General features: G+C 68.7%; 11 protein-coding genes. 7 read left to right on the forward strand and 4 right to left on the reverse strand.

Going from position 1 to position 17,826, the window contains the following annotated elements; translation table 11 throughout:
* The first annotated feature begins 6 nt into the window (after positions 1-6).
* The 5 genes from glgB to truD all read left to right on the forward strand — a co-directional run bounded on the left by glgB (position 7) and on the right by truD (position 8,219).
* Positions 7-2,016: a 1,4-alpha-glucan branching enzyme gene (gene glgB / locus DES44_RS03920; RefSeq protein ID WP_058936128.1), complete on the forward strand. Its 2,010-nt coding sequence runs from the start codon at positions 7-9 to the stop codon at positions 2,014-2,016.
* A gap of 8 nt (positions 2,017-2,024) precedes the next feature.
* Positions 2,025-4,151, forward strand: coding sequence for a glycogen debranching protein GlgX (glgX, locus tag DES44_RS03925; RefSeq protein WP_211326923.1), 2,127 nt, complete (start codon positions 2,025-2,027; stop codon positions 4,149-4,151).
* A 49-nt stretch (positions 4,152-4,200) separates the two neighbouring features.
* Complete coding sequence (malQ, locus tag DES44_RS03930) at positions 4,201-5,724, forward strand: 4-alpha-glucanotransferase (protein WP_058936126.1); 1,524 nt, start codon at positions 4,201-4,203, stop codon at positions 5,722-5,724.
* A gap of 93 nt (positions 5,725-5,817) precedes the next feature.
* A complete protein-coding gene (locus tag DES44_RS03935; RefSeq protein WP_058936125.1) occupies positions 5,818-7,020 on the forward strand; it encodes a cation:proton antiporter in 1,203 nt (400 codons plus the stop codon).
* Positions 7,021-7,181: 161 nt separating this feature from the next.
* Positions 7,182-8,219, forward strand: a complete 1,038-nt coding sequence (gene truD, locus DES44_RS03940) for a tRNA pseudouridine(13) synthase TruD (RefSeq protein WP_058936124.1) — start codon at positions 7,182-7,184, stop codon at positions 8,217-8,219.
* 87 nt (positions 8,220-8,306) lie between these two features.
* On the opposite strand, the gene DES44_RS03945 is transcribed toward truD, so the two are convergent.
* Positions 8,307-8,789 carry a hypothetical protein gene (locus DES44_RS03945; protein WP_058936123.1) on the reverse strand — a complete coding sequence of 161 codons (483 nt, stop codon included), beginning with the start codon at positions 8,787-8,789 and terminating at the stop codon, positions 8,307-8,309.
* Positions 8,790-9,079: 290 nt separating this feature from the next.
* On the opposite strand from DES44_RS03945, the gene DES44_RS03950 reads away from it, so the two are divergent.
* Positions 9,080-10,171 carry a porin gene (locus tag DES44_RS03950; RefSeq protein ID WP_083526092.1) on the forward strand — a complete coding sequence of 364 codons (1,092 nt, stop codon included), beginning with the start codon at positions 9,080-9,082 and terminating at the stop codon, positions 10,169-10,171.
* Here DES44_RS03950 and DES44_RS03955 read toward each other — a convergent pair whose 3' ends face one another.
* The 3 genes from DES44_RS03955 to DES44_RS03965 all read right to left on the reverse strand — a co-directional run bounded on the left by DES44_RS03955 (position 10,172) and on the right by DES44_RS03965 (position 14,551).
* Complete coding sequence (locus DES44_RS03955; protein WP_058936122.1) at positions 10,172-10,462, reverse strand: hypothetical protein; 291 nt, start codon at positions 10,460-10,462, stop codon at positions 10,172-10,174.
* A gap of 159 nt (positions 10,463-10,621) precedes the next feature.
* On the reverse strand, positions 10,622-12,523 hold the full coding sequence (locus DES44_RS03960; RefSeq protein ID WP_058937533.1) for a glycoside hydrolase family 13 protein: 1,902 nt from the start codon (positions 12,521-12,523) through the stop codon (positions 10,622-10,624).
* 75 nt (positions 12,524-12,598) lie between these two features.
* Positions 12,599-14,551 carry an alpha-amylase family glycosyl hydrolase gene (locus DES44_RS03965; protein ID WP_198164805.1) on the reverse strand — a complete coding sequence of 651 codons (1,953 nt, stop codon included), beginning with the start codon at positions 14,549-14,551 and terminating at the stop codon, positions 12,599-12,601.
* Positions 14,552-14,852: 301 nt separating this feature from the next.
* Here DES44_RS03965 and pulA point away from each other — a divergent pair, with 301 nt between their 5' ends.
* Positions 14,853-17,657, forward strand: a complete 2,805-nt coding sequence (gene pulA / locus DES44_RS03975; protein WP_083525767.1) for a pullulanase-type alpha-1,6-glucosidase — start codon at positions 14,853-14,855, stop codon at positions 17,655-17,657.
* The last annotated feature ends 169 nt before the right edge of the window (positions 17,658-17,826 follow it).

The raw sequence follows: 17,826 nt of genomic DNA on the forward strand, positions 1-17,826 counted from the left end.
TCCGCCATGTCCGTTGATGTGCCGCTGATCGATCTGCTGCCGGAGGAGGACCTGCGCCTGCTGGCCGCGGGGGAGCACCTGCGGCCCTGGTTGTGGCTGGGCGCGCATCCGCTGCAGGTGGACGGTGTCGAGGGCGTGCGTTTTGCCGTCTGGGCCCCATCGGCGCAGCGGGTCAGCGTGGTGGGCAGCTTCAATGACTGGGATGCCCAGCGGCATCCAATGCGGCTGCGCGCGCAGTCCGGCATCTGGGAAGTGTTCGTGCCGCAGGCTGCGGTGGGCGACTTCTACAAGTTCGCACTGACCGACGCGCAGGGCCAGCCGCTGCCGCTCAAGGCGGACCCCTATGCCTTCCGCGGCGAGCTGCGGCCCAGCAATGCCAGCATCGTTTCGGGTCTGCCGCCGCCGGTGGCCCTTCCGCCAGGGCGGGCCGAGGCCAACCGGCGCGATGCGCCACTGTCCATCTACGAGCTGCATCCCACCTCCTGGCGACGCGAGGGCGAGGCGTTCCCGGACTGGGACCTGCTGGCCCGTGAACTGCCGCCGTATGCCGCGGCGCTGGGTTTCACCCATGTGGAGCTGCTGCCGGTCACTGAATATCCGTTTGATCCGTCCTGGGGCTACCAGACCCTGGGCCTGCATGCGCCCACGGCCAGGCTGGGGCCCCCGGAAGGTCTCCAGCGTTTCGTGTCGGCCTGTCATGCCGCGGGCCTGGGCGTGCTGCTGGACTTCGTGCCGGCGCACTTCCCAGAAGATCCGCACGGCCTGGCCCGCTTCGACGGCACGGCCCTGTACGAATACGCCGATCCGCGCGAAGGCTGGCACCACGACTGGCACACGCTCATCTACGACTTCGGCAAGCCGCAGGTGCGGCAGTTCCTCTGCGGTGCCGCGCTGTTTTGGGCGGAGCGTCATGGCGTGGACGGGCTTCGTGTCGATGCCGTGGCCTCCATGCTCTACCGCGACTATTCCCGTCCGGCCGGCGAGTGGATACCCAATATCCATGGAGGACGCGAGAACCTCGAGGCCGTGGCGCTGCTGCGCCACATGAACGAGGTGCTGGGCCGGGAAGCGCCCGGGTTCATCACCATCGCGGAAGAGTCGACCGCTTTTCCGCTGGTGTCCGCGCCGACCTCCTCGGGCGGGCTGGGCTTTCACTACAAGTGGAACCTCGGCTGGATGAACGACACGCTGCACTACATGCGCGAGCTTCCGCTGTTCCGCCAGTGGCATCACGACAAGATCACCTTCGGCCTGGTCTATGCCTTCAACGAGAACTTCGTGTTGCCGCTCTCGCACGATGAGGTGGTGCATGCCAAGGGTTCGCTGATCAGCAAGATGCCAGCGGACGACCGACCGGTCGAGGACATGCCGCCCGCGGTCCAGGCCACGCCCCACCGCTGGACGCCGCCCGGCGACTGGCAGCGCTTCGCCGGCCTGCGGGCGTACTACGGCTTCATGTGGGGCCACCCCGGCAAGAAGCTGCTGTTCATGGGGCAGGAGTTCGCCCAGACGCAGGAATGGGATTTCCAGTCAGCGCTGCCCTGGGCCCTGCTGGAACATCCGGCACATGCCGGTGTGCAGCAACTGGTGGAAGCGCTCAACGCGATCTACCGCCGCTGGCCGGCGCTGCATCGGCAGGAGGCGGAGCCCACGGGGTTTGAATGGCTGCAGGACCAGGACCGGGAGCAGTCGGTGTTCGGCTTCGCCCGGCGCTGCCAGGGCGAGGCCACGGTGGTGGTGGTCAGCAATTTCACGCCGGTGGCGCGGGAGGACTACCGCCTGCCGATGCCCGCCGGCGCAGCGGGTGAGGGCACCTGGACCGTGCTGCTGGACACGGACGCGGAGGCGTTCGACGGCACCGCGTGGCTGAGCGGTCGCGACGCTCCCCGTGCTGAAGATGGCGCCCTGGTGCTGCAGCTGCCCCCCATGTCCACGCTGTTCCTGGTGGGCGGCGACCCGGTCCACTCCCCAGCGGCAGACACGGCCCCTGCCGATGCCAACGCCCCCACTGCCTGATGACGATGATGGCCAAGACGCTTCCCCTCCAGCCCGGACGGCATGAGCCGCTGGGCGCCCATGTCCGCGATGGCGGCGTGAATTTCGCCGTCTTCTCCGCGCACGCCTGGCGGGTGGAAGTCTGCCTCTATGACGAGGCGGGTCAGCGCGAGCTGGCCCGGTATCCGCTGCAGGGGCCGGTGGACGGCATCTGGTCGGGGTTCCTGCCTGGCGCGAAGGCGGGGCTGGTCTACGGTCTGCGCGCCCACGGGCCGCATGCGCCGCAGGAAGGCCATCGCTTCAACGCCAGCAAGCTGCTGCTGGACCCGTATGCGCGCGAGATCGTCGGTCAGTTCAGTTGGCAGGCGGAGCATCACGGCTATCCGCTGGGCCATCCGGACGGACCCCTGATCCTGGATGCGCGGGACAACGGTGCGATCGCACTGAAGGCCCGTGTCGCGCCGCCGCGTGCTGACCAGCCGGGTGGCATGGTCGATCCGCGGGCCCATGCGCCGCGTCATCCGCCTGCTTCGGTGGTGCTCTACGAGGTGCATGTGAAGGGCTTCACCATGCGCCATCCGGACATCCCGCCGGCGCTGCGCGGCAGTTATGCGGGCCTGGCGCATCCGGCCGCCATCGCTCACTTCAAGCGCCTGGGCGTGACCACGCTGTCGCTGCTGCCAGTGCAATACACCATCGACGAACCCCATCTGGCCCACACCGGCCTGCGCAACTACTGGGGCTACAACACCCTGGGCTTCTTCTGCCCGGACCCGCGCCTGGCCAGCGCGGCCGCACGGCACGACCCGACCGCCGTGACGCAGGAATTCCGCGCCATGGTGCAGGCCCTGCACGCCGCCGGGCTGGAGGTGGTGCTGGACGTGGTCTACAACCACACGCCCGAAGGCAACGAATGGGGCCCGACGCTGTCCCTGCGCGGCCTGGACCAGAAGAGCTACTACCGCCTGCAGGCCGACGACCCGTCCAAGCTGGAAAACCTCACCGCCTGCGGCAACACCGTGCGGGTGCAGCATCCACGCGTCACGCAACTGGTGCTGGACTCGCTGCGCTATTGGGTGGGCGAGATGGGCGTGGACGGTTTCCGTTTTGACCTGGCCCCGGTGCTGGGCCGCACCGACTGCGGCCATGACCCCCACGCGGCGTTCTACACCGCCTTGCGGCAGGACCCGCTGCTGTCGCAGGTGCACCTGATCGCCGAGCCCTGGGACGCCGGCCCGCAGGGCTATCAACTGGGGAACTTCCCGGGCCGCTTCATGGAATGGAACGACAAGTTCCGCGACGGCGTGCGGGGCTACTGGCTGGGCCGTGGGCCGGACGGCGGGCCGGTGGACCGCGGTGCGCTGGCGCGACGTTTCACCGCCTCGAGCGACGTGTTCCAGCAGGGGCAGCGGTCGCCGCTGGCCTCGATCAATTTCCTGGCGGTCCACGACGGCTATACGCTGGCCGACCTGGTGAGTTATTCCCGCAAGCACAACGAAGCCAACGGCGAGGACAACCGCGACGGTCGCGATGGGGAGCTCTGCCACAACTTCGGCGCCGAAGGGCCGACGGACGACCCACAGATCCGCGAGACCCGCCGCCGCGTGCAGCGTGCGCTGCTGGCCACGCTGCTGCTGTCGCAGGGCACGCCCATGCTGTATGCGGGCGATGAGATCGGCAACAGCCAGGGCGGCAACAACAACGCCTATTGCCAGGACAATGAGATCGGCTGGCTGGACTGGGACCGCGCGGACCAGTCGCTGGCGACCTTTGTGGGCGACGTACTGCGCTGCCGCCGTGAACATCCGCTGCTGCGTCACGGACGCTGGTTCAGCAGCGTGGGTGACGATGCGGTGAGCCTGCGCTGGTTCCATCCCTCCGGGCGCGACATGCGGCAGGAGGACTGGCATGACGGCGGCCAGCAGACCCTGACGGTGCGCCTGAGCGACGGCACGGAGGACCTGCTGCTGCTGTTCAACCCTTCGCCTTGCGACCAGGCCTTCCAGTTGCCCCCGCCCACCATGGGCCGCAGCCGGCAGGCCTGGACGGTGCTGCTGGACAGCAGCGGCGTGACGCCGACCGGCCGCGTGGAAACGCTGGCCTTGTCCGTTCCGTCCCGCTCGCTCCTGCTGCTGACGGCACCCGCGCCCGCTTGAGAATTCCCCCGACACTCCCCACAACAACCAGAGACAGTCCGAAACCGCCATGAGCATCGACCTGAACCAGCGCCATTCCGGCGTGCTGCTGCACATCACTTCCCTGCCGGGCCCGCATGGCATCGGCGACTTCGGTCCGGAGTCGCGCCATTTCGTGGACTGGTTGCAGGCGGCCGGCCAGACGATCTGGCAATGGCTGCCCAGCACGCCGATCGGCCCCGGCGAGAGCCCCTACCAGGGCGTGTCGGCCTTTGCCGGCAGCCAGTGGATGGTGGCGCTGGAGCCGCTGGTGGCGCAGGGCTGGCTGGAAGCGCCGGTGCTGCCCGAAGGCGGCTTTGCCTCGCAGCGGGTGGATTTCGGGCAGGTGCTGCCCTGGCGTGAACAGCAGCTGCGCGCTGCCGCCGCCGGTTTCTTCAGCAAGGCCACGCCCGAGCAGCGCGAGGCCTATGCGCAATGGTGCGACAGCCAGCAGCACTGGCTGCCCGACTACGCCCTGTTCATGGCCATCCGCTCGCCCCGCAACGGCCAGCCGTGGTGGGAATGGCCGCGTGACCTGGCGGCCCGTGAGCCGAAAGCCCTGGCCAGTGCGCGGGAGCAGTATGCGGACGAGATCGCCTTCTGGCAGTTCGTGCAGTGGTGCTTCGACGTGCAGTGCGGCGAGCTCAAGCGCTATGCCAATGAACGCGGCGTCTTCATCATGGGCGACCTGCCGATCTTCGTGGCGCACGACAGTGCCGACTGCTGGGCCCGTCCCGATCTTTACGAACTGGACGACCAGTTCCAGACGACGGTGGTGGCGGGCGTGCCGCCGGATGCCCTCTCGGCCACCGGCCAACGCTGGGGCAATCCGCTGTACCGCTGGGACAAGATGGCCCATGAGCACTTCGCCTGGTGGACCGCCCGCGTGCAGCGCGCCCTGGTGAATGCGGATGTGTTCCGCATCGACCATTTCCGCGGGTTTGCCGCCTACTACGAGATCCCGGGCAGCAGCCCGGACGCGACCCAGGGCCGCTGGATGACCGGCCCGGGCAAGGCCCTGTTCGATGCGATTGCCAAGCAACTGGGCGAGGTACCGGTGGTGGCCGAAGACCTGGGCTTCATCACGCCGGACGTCCATGAACTGCGGGACGCGCTGGGCTACCCCGGCATGAAGATCCTGCAATTTGGTTTTGGCGGCGACGGCACCCACGAGTTCCTGCCGCAGAACTGGCCGCGTGCGGCCGTGGCCTACACCGGCACGCACGACAACGACACCGTGCGGGGCTGGTGGAACCAGGCCAGCGCCCGTGAGCGCGCCTTTGCCGGCACCTACCTGGCCTGCGGCGACCATGACATCCACTGGGCCATGATCCGCGCCTGCGCCAATTCGGTGGCCAACATGGCGGTCTATCCGATGCAGGACGTGCTGGGCCTGGGCAGCGAACACCGCATGAACGTGCCGGGCATCCTCGGCGGCAACTGGGGCTGGCGCTTCACCTGGGACATGGTGGGCAGCGAGCCGGGCCGGGTGCTGGGCCTGATCAGTGCCGCGGCCGGGCGGGCGCCGATCGCGCTGGCCGGCCTGCCGGAGTAACTGCCAGAGTAAGGCCCCGGGCATTCCCTCGGATGCGGAGTGCCGACAACGTTGTCAAAATTCCGGCTGGCACCTGATGCCGGAGACAACACCATGGGCACCACCGAGCTGTTCCTGATCGCCCTGGCGGTCACCCTGGCCGTTCCCTACCTGATCTGGCGGCTGGGGGGCACGGACCACTTTGCGCCGCTGGTGGTGGTGCAGATCCTGACCGGGGTGCTGCTGGGCCCGGGCCTGCTGGGCGGGGCCTTCCCGGAGGCTTTCCAGGCGCTGTTCAAGCCGGAGGTGGTGCTGGCGCTCAACGGGGTCTCCTGGTGGGCGGTGATCCTGTTCGTCTGGCTGGCCGGCATGGAGCTGGACCTGGGCAAGGCCTGGGAGCACCGGGTGGAAAGCGGCATCACCGCCGGGCTGGCCCTGGGCGTGCCGATGGTCTTTGGCGCGCTGGCCGCCACCCTGATGCTGGGGCTGGACGGCGCGTGGATGGGCGCTGCGGCGCAGCGCTGGCAATTCATCGTGGGCGTGGGCATGTCCTGCGCGGTGACGGCGCTGCCCATCCTCATCCTGCTGATGGAGAAGCTGGAGATCCTGCGGCAGCCGATGGGGCAGCGCATCCTGCGTTATGCCAGCCTGGACGACCTGGCCATCTGGACGGTGCTGGCGGTCATCCTGATGGACTGGGAGCGGGTGGGGCGGCAGCTGCTGTTCCTGCTGGCCTTCGGCGTGGCCACCGTGCTCATGCGCCGCCTGATGCGCGCCCTGGGCGCGGCGGACCGCTGGATGGCGGGCCTGGTGTGGCTGGTGCTGTGCGCCTTCGGGGCCGACTGGTGCGGGCTGCACTACATGGTCGGGGCCTTCCTGGCCGGCGTGGTGATGGATGCGCAGTGGTTCGAGGAACAGCAGCGCGATGCCCTGCGCCACCATGTGCTGCTGGTGCTGATGCCGGTGTACTTCCTCAGCGCCGGCCTGCGCACCCGCTGGGGCGTGGAGGGCGGACTGGTGTTCGCGGCCGCCGGCATGCTGCTGCTGGCCGCGGTGTCCGGCAAGCTGCTGGGAGTGCAGGCGGCGGGGCGGCTGCTGCGCTGGGGGCCGGGTGAGGCAAGCATCATCGGTTGGCTGCTGCAGACCAAGGCGCTGATCATGATCATCTTTGCCAATGTGCTGCTGGACAAGCGGATCATCTCCGGCGAGACCTTCACCGCACTGCTGCTGATGGCGGTGGCGTCCACCGTGCTGACCATGCCGATGGTGCGCTCGCGCCTGGCGCGGATCAAGGCGCTGGTCCTGCGGGCGAGCTAGCGCTGGCAGCGGCGTGTGGACGTAGAACACCAACGCGCCTGTGCGAGGCTGTGCGGGCCTGTGTAAGTCATTGCGGGCTGATCGGGGACAATCCGCCCTTGGACCGCCCCTGATCGACGGCACAGCCTGTGCTGCCGACAGCTGGTGCCGTCAGAGCCCCCATGACCGATCTCCACTACACCAGCCTGCCGTCCTGGCCCAACGCCTATCCGGCCAGCGGCGCCACGGCCACCCTGAAAAGTTTTAACGAGGACTTCAACGTCACCGAACTGCCGCTGCAGCTGCCTTCGGGCGCCGGCGAGCACATCTGGCTCGACATCGAGAAAAACGGCGCCAACACCGCTTTCGTGGCGCAGCAACTGGCCGAAGCTGCTGGCGTGCAGGACAAGGATGTGGGTTATGCCGGTCTCAAGGACCGCTACGCCATTACCCGCCAATGGTTCAGCATCTACCTGCCCAAGGGCGACACGCCTGACCTGACCCAGCTCCAGCATCCCGAATTCAAGGTGCTGAGCCAGAGCCGCCATGTGAAGAAGCTGCGGCCCGGTGACCTGCAGGGCAACCGCTTCCGCATCGTGCTGCGCGAAGTGACCGGCGACCGCGCCGCCATCGAAGCCAACCTCCAGTCGGTGGCGTCCCAGGGCGTGCCCAATTACTTCGGCGCGCAGCGCTTCGGCCATGACGGCGGCAATGTCGAGCAGGGCCGGATGATGCTGGCGCGCGAGATCCGCGTGCGCAACCCGAAGAAGAAGGGGCTGTACCTGTCGGCGGTGCGGTCGTTTGTGTTCAACGAAGTGCTGGCGGCCCGCATCCAGCAGGGGCTGTGGGGACGGACCTTGCCCGGCGATGTGATGGACGAGGCCGGGCTGCCCACCGGCCCGCTCTGGGGACGCGGCCGCGTGTCCACCACCGACGACGCACAGGCGCTGGAGAACGGCATTGCCGGGCGTCACGCCGCCCTGTGCGACGGCATGGAGCATGCCGGGCTGGACCAGGAGCGTCGCCCGCTGGTGGCACGTCCGCTGGAGATGAGCTGGGACTGGCCGCAGGCGGATCAACTGGTGCTGAGCTTCACCTTGCCGCCGGGCAACTACGCCACGTCCGTGCTCAACGAGATCCTGCACACCCGCGAGCCCGAGCGGCATAGCGAGGGCGAGGGCCAAGGGGCGAATGACGGCGAGGGCACCACCGCCGAGTAACCGCGCCAAGTAACCGCGCCAAGTAACAGCGCCAAGTCACAGCGCCGGCTGTTGGCGTTCCCCGCCTGCGGAGGCTCCCACAGAGAATCAGCGCGCCATCGCCCCCGCATGCGCCATGGCCGCTGCATTGCTGACGGCCGTGACCAGCACCGCCGCGGTCGCCGTCCAGGGCAGCCCCACCTTGGCCTCCGCCAGCATGTGCTGCGTGGCCGCCGGGGTGCTGTCCTGCAGCGGGCGGATGCTCAGATGCTCGTCCGCACGCGCCAGTTCCAGGTCTCCCTCCGGCATGCCGACGAACACCTGGGCGAAGGCGGTATGGATAGCGTCCAGCGCCGCTTCCGTGGCCCGGCGCCAGCGTTTGACGACGGCGCAATCCGACCGGGACGCGCTGGCCGGGATGGTCCAGCGGGCATCTCCGCCGGTGATGGAGGTGCAGGCGGCGTAGGCGTCGATGACGCCCTGGGGACCGCCCAGTCGTGCATCCAGCACTTGGCTGGCAATGGTGCGGGCCAGGTCCCGCTCGTGATAGGGGACCGGCACCCGGTCCAGGATGACTTCATATTTGCGCATGGGGCATTCCTCTCTGCTTGCGTCTGAGGCAAAAGAATACTGGATGCCTATCCAGTATTTCAATCACCATTTGTCGGGTGCTGCCACCGCGTGTCAGCAGCTTTCGGGGGAGAAGCTCACCCGAATGGCGGGGGGCGTGTCCCCGCCATCGGTGGCGTGGGGGAACCGCTAGGACGGGCCTGGGAAACCGGCGCCCGGCCGGGGAGCATCGGGGCATGATGTTGCTGTCCTCCCCGCTTCCGCCCCGGTGCCAAAAGGCGCGCCGGCCCCGCTGGCGCAAAGCCGCCGCCATGCTGCTGACCGGTGCCGCGATCCAGTGGACCGGCGTGTCCGCCCAGGCCGACACCGATGCCGACGCCGACTCCCCTTCCCACGTCACCCTCTACGGCCGCTTGAACGTTGCCGCGGAATCGGTCAGCGGTGGCGGAGGGGGTCACCAGGCCCGCCTGAGCAACTACCGCTCGGTGATCGGCTTCCAGGGGCGGGAAGGGCTGGGCGACGGGTCGAGCGTCGTCTGGCAGATTGAAGGGTCCGTCCTGGTGGACAACGGCGGTGGCACGAGCCTGGCCAACCGCGACACCCGCATCGGCCTGACCGGCCCCTGGGGCACGGCCTTCGCCGGCGTGTGGACGCTGCCCTACAACGCAGCCACCGCCGGCTTCGACCCGTTCTATCCGACAACCGCCGGCTACATGTCGCTGATCAGCAATGGATCGGCCTCCAATGCCAGCAATGTGAGCGACACCGCGTCCTTCGACCGTCGCCAGCAGAACGTGCTGCAGTACTGGACGCCCTCGTGGGCGGGCTGGTCCGGCAAGCTGGCCTATTCGCCGGGTGAGGACGTGTCCCCCATCACCGGGGCGCGCCCGTCGCTGTGGTCCGGCTCGGCCAGTTATGTCCAGGGCGCCTTCACCGCCGTGCTGGCGCATGAACAACACCGCCACTTCCAGACCCCTCAGTCCACCGACCGCGGATGGAAGCTGGGCGCCAGCTGGAGCCTCGGCGCGACGCGGGTGTCGGGCCTGGTGGAGCGGCTGGACTATGGAAGCGCCAGCGGCCGGTTGCGGCGCGATGCGCTGTATGTGTCCGCCGTCCACGCCTGGGGACCCTTCAGCCTCATGGGCGGGCTGACCCTGGCCGGCACGGGCAAGGGGCCGTCCACGGCGCGCATCGGGGCGCTGCGCAGCGGCGATGACACCGGGGCCGCCCAGCTCACCGTGGGCGCGTCTTATGCACTGTCCCGTCGCACGTCGGTCTTTGCCATCGCCAGCCGCATTCGCAATGAAGCGGCTGCTGCCTACGACTTCGCCATCAACAGTCCAGGGGCGACTGCAGGGTCGCATCCCACGCTGATGGCGATGGGCATGCGCCACAACTTCTGATCAGCCGCTGGGCGTGCCGGGATCGAAGTTCTCGTCGAGGCTGAAGTCCCCGTCCTTCAGCGCTGCCAGCGTCGCCTGGGCTTGCGGCAGATAACGCTCGGGCACGCGGATGCAGGCGCCGCCCACGGCCAGCGACAGCAGCGAATGCGCCTGTACCAGATGGGTGTCACCCGCCTCGGCCGGGATGCCGGCGGCGGTCAGGCAGCCGCACAGCATGTAGGCTTCGGTGGGGGAGAGGTGGCGGGCGGCGATCACCAGATCACCGTCGTTGTCGTCCAGGCTCAGCGGCATGCGTCCTCCCGTCGCGTGGGTCGTTCGGATCAGTGTAGGCGCAGAACGCGGCCGCTGCGCCGAAAGGCGGGCGCTGCCCTCCCTGGGGCCGCTTCCCGCGCATGGCCCGTCAGGTCGTGACGAACGCAATGAGCGCGTCGCCCAGTCGCGCGTGGGCCGTCAGGCCACTTCCAGCAGCAGCGCCGTCTTGCCTGGCACCTCCAGCACCGGACCGAGCGTGAAGCTGCGGCCGGTCATGACTTCGGTGGCGGGGTCGCCCGGCCGCACCATGTCATGGAACCGGTCCAGCGCGAGGCGCTGGGGCTCGCTGCGCTTGTTCAGCACCAGCATCAGGCGGCGCTGGTGCCCGCGGGTGTCGCCCGGTGCGTAACGGAACAGCACCTGCGTCCCGTCCAGCGGCGCGTACTGCATCAGGCCGCCCTCGTGCACCAGGGCCTCGTGCTTGCGCCAGTTCAGCAGGCGCTTGAGGAAGGCCTGCGCCTGGCGCTGTGTGTCGGTGAGGCCCTCGCCGGTCACGGCATTGACCCGGTCCCCCGCCCATCCGCCCGGGAAGTCGGCTCGCACAGCGCCGTCGTCGCGGTGACGCGGACTGGTCAGCAACACCTCCGTGCCGTAGAGGAATTGCGGAATGCGGCGGATGAAGGCCAGCCAGGTCCAGGCCATGCGGGTCAGCGCGACATCCTCGTGGAGCACGCTGAACAGCCGCGGGGTGTCATGGTTGCCTTCGAAGACCACCAGCTGGTCCGGTCTCGGATAGACGAAGTCATGGGCCAGGGTCTCGTACAGGCGCATCAGGCCGCCATCATGGGTGTCCGTGTCGGTGAGGCCGGCCAGCAGCGCGCCATACAGCGGGAAGTCCATCAGGCTGGGCAGGGAGGACACATACCCATCGTGGTTGTGCTTGCCCGCCTGCCAGTACGCGACCACCGCCGGATGCGGACTCCATTCCTCCCCGACGATGTTGAGCTGCGGATATTCCTCCCGCAGGCGCGCCGACCAGGCGGTGAGGAAAGCCGGGTCGGAGTAGCTGTAGGTGTCGGTGCGGATGCCCGCCAGGTCGGCCTCCTCGATCCACCACAGGGTCATCTGCGTCAGATACGTGGCCAGCAGCGGCTGGCGCTGATTCAGGTCGGGCATGGTGCGGGTGAACCATCCGTCGGAGAAACGCTGGCGGTCGCTGGGCGCCGCATAGGGGTCCTGCAGCGAGATCCGGGCATGATGCGTCTCGGTGTAGGTGGGCCACTGGTTGATCCAGTCCTGCGTCGGCAGGTCCTTCATCCACCAGTGGTTGCTGCCGATGTGGTTGAGCACGATGTCCTGGATGACGCCCAGGCCCAGGGCCGACGCCTCTTTCACGACGGTGCGGAAATCGTCGTGGCTGCCGAAGCGGGGATCGATGCGGTAGAAGTCGGTGGCCGCATAGCCGTGGTAGCTGTAGCGCGGGCTGTTGTTCTCGACCAGCGGCGTGGGCCAGATCATGGTGAAGCCCATGTCCGCGATGTAAGGCAGGTGGCGGCGCAGGCCGGCCAGATCGCCACCGTGACGGGTGTCCGGATGGCTGCGATCCACGCCTTCCTGCATGCCGGGGACCTGGTCGTTGCCGGGGTCGCCGTTGGCAAAACGGTCGGGCACCACGAGGTAGAGAGCGTCCTTGGGTCCGAAGCTTTGGCGGTCGCGGGAGCCAGGGCGGCGGGCGAGCAGGGCATAGGGATGCGTCAGGACGAGCTCGTCGCCGCGGTGCAGTTGCAGCGTCAGCTCGGTCGCGGGCGCGTCCGCGGCGATCTCCAGGTCCAGGAACAGGTAGTTGGGACTGTCGCCCCGCTGGGCGCCCTTCAGCCGCACGCCAGGGGCCGGCAGCAGGCTCGCATTCAACGCGGCAATGCCGGCGCCATGCAGCAGCACTTGAAGCTCCCGTCGCGCCATGCCGACCCACCAGTGGGGTGGCTCGATGCGGTCCAGGCTTGGCGTGGCGGCAACGAGGTCAGAGGCTGCGGAAGAGGCCGTAGCGCTGTTGGCGGATGGGGCGGATGGGGCGGCTGCAGCGGAGGAGGTATTCGTCATGGCAGGGGAGGCCAGGGCGGCCCAGATGGCGGATGAGGCGGACAGAAGAAAGGGCCGGCGTTGCATGGCGCCGGGTCAGCGCAGTCGATAGACCTGCACGGACAGGGCCGGCAGGGTCAACTCAAGGGTCGAGGGTTGGGGGACGGGCCTGCGTGGCGCTTCCTTCCCTTGCGCACCCGCGTCCGAGTTCATCCCGTCCGTGGTCGTTGCAAGGGCAGCCGTTGCGGACATCACCCTGGCCGATGCAGCGCCCGTCGCCGCCGGGTAGAGCGGTCGCAGCACAACCTCTGCCGAGGTGGGCACCGTCACCTGAGCCGGCGTCTCCCCATAGTTGATCGCCACCAGCGTGCGCTCGCCCTGCCATTCCCGCTGGAAGGCCAGCACATGCCCCTGCGCGACCGGCGCTTCGTAGCTGCCACGGGCCAGCGACGGCTGCGTGTTTCGCAGCGCCAGCATGTCCCGGTAGAAGTGCAGCAGCGACTGCGGGTCCGCCGCCTGCGCCTGCGCATTGTGGGTCGCGCGATTGGGCGACAGCGGGCGGAAGGGCTGTGCGCTGGAGAAGCCGCCCTCGGCCGTCCAGCTCATCGGAGCGCGCAGGGGCTGGTCCCCCGGCAGATCGGTCAGGCCTGCCTGGCCGATCTCCTCGCCGTAGTAGATGAAGGGCGTGCCCGGCAGCAGCAGATAGGTGGCGGCCGCCAGCCGGTAGCGTCGCTCGTTGCCGCCGAACTGGTCCCAGGCGCGCTGGCCGGCGAAGATGTCATGGTTGCTGAGCATGGTGGCCATGGACAGCGGCGCCCGCGTGAACCAGCCGGCCACCTTGGCGGCGGCCTCCACCGAGGCCTCCCCCTCGCCCTTGGCGGCGGTGATGATCGCCCGCTCCAGGCCAAAGGCAAAGGCGCTGCCGCAGATGTCCGGCTGCGCGTAGACGGTGGGTTCCGCGGTGGCTTCGCAGACCACATGACGCCCCGGGTAGGACTTGATCAGGCGGGTGAAGGCGCCGGTGAGGACGCGGCTCTCGGGCTGGTCGTTCCAGTCGCGCGCGTTGTTCTCGATCAGATGCGGCACGGCATCGAGTCGGTAGCCGTCCAGGCCGCGGTTGAGCCAGAAGCGCAGGCTGTCCTCGTGATAGAGCACGACGGCGGGGTTGCGCATGTTGAAGTCGGGCATGTCCTTGCCGAAGGTGGCGAAGTAGCGCGACGGCGCTGCTGCGGGACGGCCTTTTGTCGCTCGGGCGGCGGGGTCGGCGGGGCCGTCAGGTAGATGCCAGGGCGTCTGGTCGAAGATGGACCAGGCCTGCAAGTCCTTGAGCGGTGCCTGCGACCATACGAACCAGTCGCGCCACGGGCTGCGTGGATCGGACTGCGCCGCCATGAACAGCGGATGCTGACGGGCGCTGTGGTTGAGGATGTAGTCCATCACCACCCCGATGCCGCGGCGATGCGCTTCGCGGATGAGGGTGTCGAAGTCTTCCAGCGTGCCGTATTGCGGCTCGATCCGGCGGTAGTCGACGGTGGCGTAGCCGTGATCATGGTCGGCGCTGGCCTGGATGGGCATCAGCCAGAGGCCTTTCACGCCCAGGGCCTGCAGATAGTCCAGACGGCTGATCAGGCCGCGCAGGTCGCCGATGCCGTCGCCGTCGCTGTCCTGGTAGCCGCGGACGAAGATTTCCATGAAGGCACCGTGCTCCCAGCCATCGGGCAGGGGGCTGGGGTGGACCTCGGGCGCTATGGGGCTCAGGTCGACGGGGGGTTGAGGGCGTGGAGATGGTTTGGGGGCGGCAGGGCGATGCGCCGCACCGGATCCCGTGACCTTGGCACTGGCACTGGCACTGGCACTGGCACTGGCACTGGCACTGGCACTGGCACTGGCACTGGCACTGGCACTGGTTGGCGTCCCTGCCAAGGACGCGATCACCGCCGTCATTGCAAGCGCCAAAGCACTGAATCGCCGCGCTTTTCCGACGCGCAAGGGCGCCGCATGCAGGGTGTTGGACGAGCCATCCAGGCCGGCCATGAGAGGGGTGGTCACTACGCTGTCTCCGTCAATGCTTGTAGCAAAAGTACGCCGATCCTGGCCTGCAGCGCATCTGCGCTCCCCGCCGCCTGACCCACGCCTCTCGCCCATTTCTCCCCGCAGCATAGGGTGAACGCCGTCATCTGAAAACCCGGTACGTCCCGCCAATGTAGTTTTGCTACCATCATCCGGGCGGTGAGCGGCTGGGCCCCCATGCATCCACGTGATCGGACTGACCTCCCACGGATACCCGCCCGCCGCGACGAGTGGCCGCCCGGCAGAGGCGGCGACCGATTCCATTCCATCAGGAGACTTCATGCCCGTGTGTGTTCCGCCGTCCGTGTTTTCAGGCTTCCGTCCTTTGGCGACGTGGGCGTTGCTGGCGGCCTTTGCGGGGCTGGCGGGGCTGGCGCAGGCGGCGGCTTTGCCCGATGACCTGTCGCAGTGCGAAGCGCCCCTGACCACCGTGTTGCGCAGCGTGGCCCCCGGCCTCACGAGCCAGGACACGCCCGCCGGCGCCGCGTGGCTGGACGACACCCACGTGCGCTGGCCCGGCGTGACCATCGCGCCGGGCCAGCGGCTTCGTCTCCATCATTCCGAGTCCGGTCGCCTGACGCTGGTGGCAACCACGGGCCGCATGTCCGGCGCCGATGCGGTCATCGCGCTGGGCGCAGCTCCCACGCCGCTGCCGGCCGACCTGGCCGCTGCGAATGCCTATCTGGGCGAGGGCGCTGAGGGCGTGCTCCCCAAGGACCTCAGCGCGGCTCGCCGCAAGGCGCTGCTTCAGGGCCAGTTGCTGCTGACGCTGGAGGCGCCCGACGGGCGGGTGCTGCAATCCACGGCCTTGCAGCCTGCACGCGCGCTCGATGCGCTGTATGCGGCGGCCGAAGAAGTGCCGCAATTGGGCGCGCAACCGCTCTCGGGCGAGCGCGCGGGTTTCAAGCTCTGGGCGCCGACGGCGCGCCAGGTCTCGGTCTGTGTCTACCCCGGGCCTCAGGCGGTCGCAATGCGCATGGCGCCCCTGCGCCGAGATCCGCACACCGGCGTCTGGCAGGCCACGGTGCCGGAAGTGCGCAGCGGACAGTACTACCGATATCTCGTGGACGTGTTCGTGCCGGGCACCGGCTGGGTCCGCAACCGGGTCACCGATCCGTATTCGATCAGCCTGTCGGCCAACTCGCGTCGCAGCTATATCGCGGACCTGTCGGACCCGGCGCTCGCCCCTGCCGGATGGACCCAGCATGCCGCGCCGGCACCGGCTGCCGCCTCGACCGACATGGTGCTGTACGAGCTGCATGTGCGCGACTTCTCGCGTGACGATGCGTCGGTGCCCGAGCCGCTGCGCGGCAAATACCTGGCCTTCACCCAGGACCAGTCCCTGGGCATTCGCCACCTGCGCGCGCTCGCGGCAGGGGGCTTGACCGACATCCATCTGCTCCCGATCTTTGATCTGGCCTCGGTGCCGGAGCAGGGCTGCCGCGCGCCCGCCATTCCCACCGCCGCGCCCGACAGCGATGCGCAGCAGGCGGCGGTGCAGGCGGTGGCGGGCCAGGACTGTTTCAACTGGGGCTATGACCCCTTCCACTACAACGCGCCGGAAGGCAGCTTTGCCACGGATGCCGACGATGGCGCCGTGCGCATCCGCGAAGTGAGGGCCATGGTGATGGCGCTGCATCGCGCGGGGCTGCGCGTGGGCATGGACGTGGTCTACAACCACACGGTCGCAGCAGGCCAGCAGGCGCAGTCGGTGCTGGACCGCATCGTGCCGATGTACTACCACCGCCTGGACCGGCAGGGCCGGGTAGAGCGCTCCACCTGCTGCGACAACACCGCGACCGAACACCGCATGATGGGCCGGCTGCTCATCGACTCGGTGGTGCTGTGGGCGCAGGCCTACGGCATGAACTCGTTCCGATTCGACCTGATGGGCCATCAGCCGCGCGCGGTGATGGAGCGGCTGCAGGCGCGGCTGCGTCGGGAACTGGGCCACGAGGTGCCGCTGATCGGGGAGGGCTGGAACTTCGGCGAGGTGGCCAATGGCGCGCGTTTCGTGCAGGCCTCGCAGCTGTCGCTGAACGGCACTGGCATCGGCACCTTCAGCGACCGGGGCCGCGATGCGGTGCGTGGCGGCGCGGCGGGCGACGATGCGGCGACATCGCGGGCGCGGCCGGGCTTCATCGTGCCGGCACCTGACGGCGACGAAGCGCGCCGCGCCGAGTGGCTTCGGCAGGCCGATCTGCTGCGACTGGCGCTGGCGGGCACGCTGCGCAGCTATCGCTTCGAGACGCTGGACGGTGAGACGCGCAGCGGCGAGCAGATGCGGTATGGCGACCAGCCCGCCGGCTATGCGTCGGTGCCGGGCGAGACGGTCAACTACGTGGAGAACCACGACAACCAGACGCTCTTTGATGCGCTGGTGCTGAAGCTGCCGCAGGACACATCGCCGCAAGACCGCGCCCGCGTGCAACTGCTGGCGCTGGGCATCAATGCGCTGAGCCAGGGCGTGGCGTATTTCCATGCGGGCGGGGAGCTGCTGCGGTCCAAGTCGATGGACCGCAACAGCTATGACTCCGGGGACTGGTTCAATGCGCTGGACTGGCGCGGTGAGGACAATGGATTCGGTCGTGGCCTGCCGCCCAAGAGCGACAACGGGGGCGACTATGCGCTGCTCAAGCCGCTGCTGGCGGACGCGCGGATCAAGCCGTCACCGGCGGTGATCGACTGGACCGGTCGTGCGTTTCTGGATCTGCTGCGCATTCGCGCCAGCACGCCACTACTGCGTCTGCGCAGTGCTGAAGAGGTGCAGCAGCGGCTGCGGTTCTACAACACGGGGCCGCAGCAGCAGCCCGGACTCATCGTGGGGCGGCTGGATGGGTCGGGGAGGGCGGACGCGAGGTTTGAGCGCGTGATCTACCTGATCAACGCCAATCCGCAGGCCACCACGGTGACGCTGCCTGCGGAGGCGGGACGCGCCTGGCGGCTGCATCCGGTGCAGGCGGCTGCGTCGGCTGCCGATCGGGTGGTGGCCGAGACGGCTAGCGTGGATGCGCCGAATGGGCGCTTTACGGTGCCGGCGCGCAGTGTGGTGGTGTTCGTGGTGGAGAAAGCCGCGGCGCGCTGAATCGCACGGATGACGCGCACTCCAGCTTGGCTGCCGGCAAGGGGGCGTGCGTGACCTTCGCGTTCAAGATGCAGCGGTTGAGAGCAGCGGCCGCCGATGTCAGCAGCCGGCCACAAGCAGCCGTTCGTGGGCGGCAGCTTGCTGGAGACTACGAGCGGCTCCTTGGTCA

The organism is Roseateles depolymerans, from assembly GCF_003387155.1.
GTDB classification, from domain to species: domain Bacteria; phylum Pseudomonadota; class Gammaproteobacteria; order Burkholderiales; family Burkholderiaceae_C; genus Roseateles; species Roseateles depolymerans.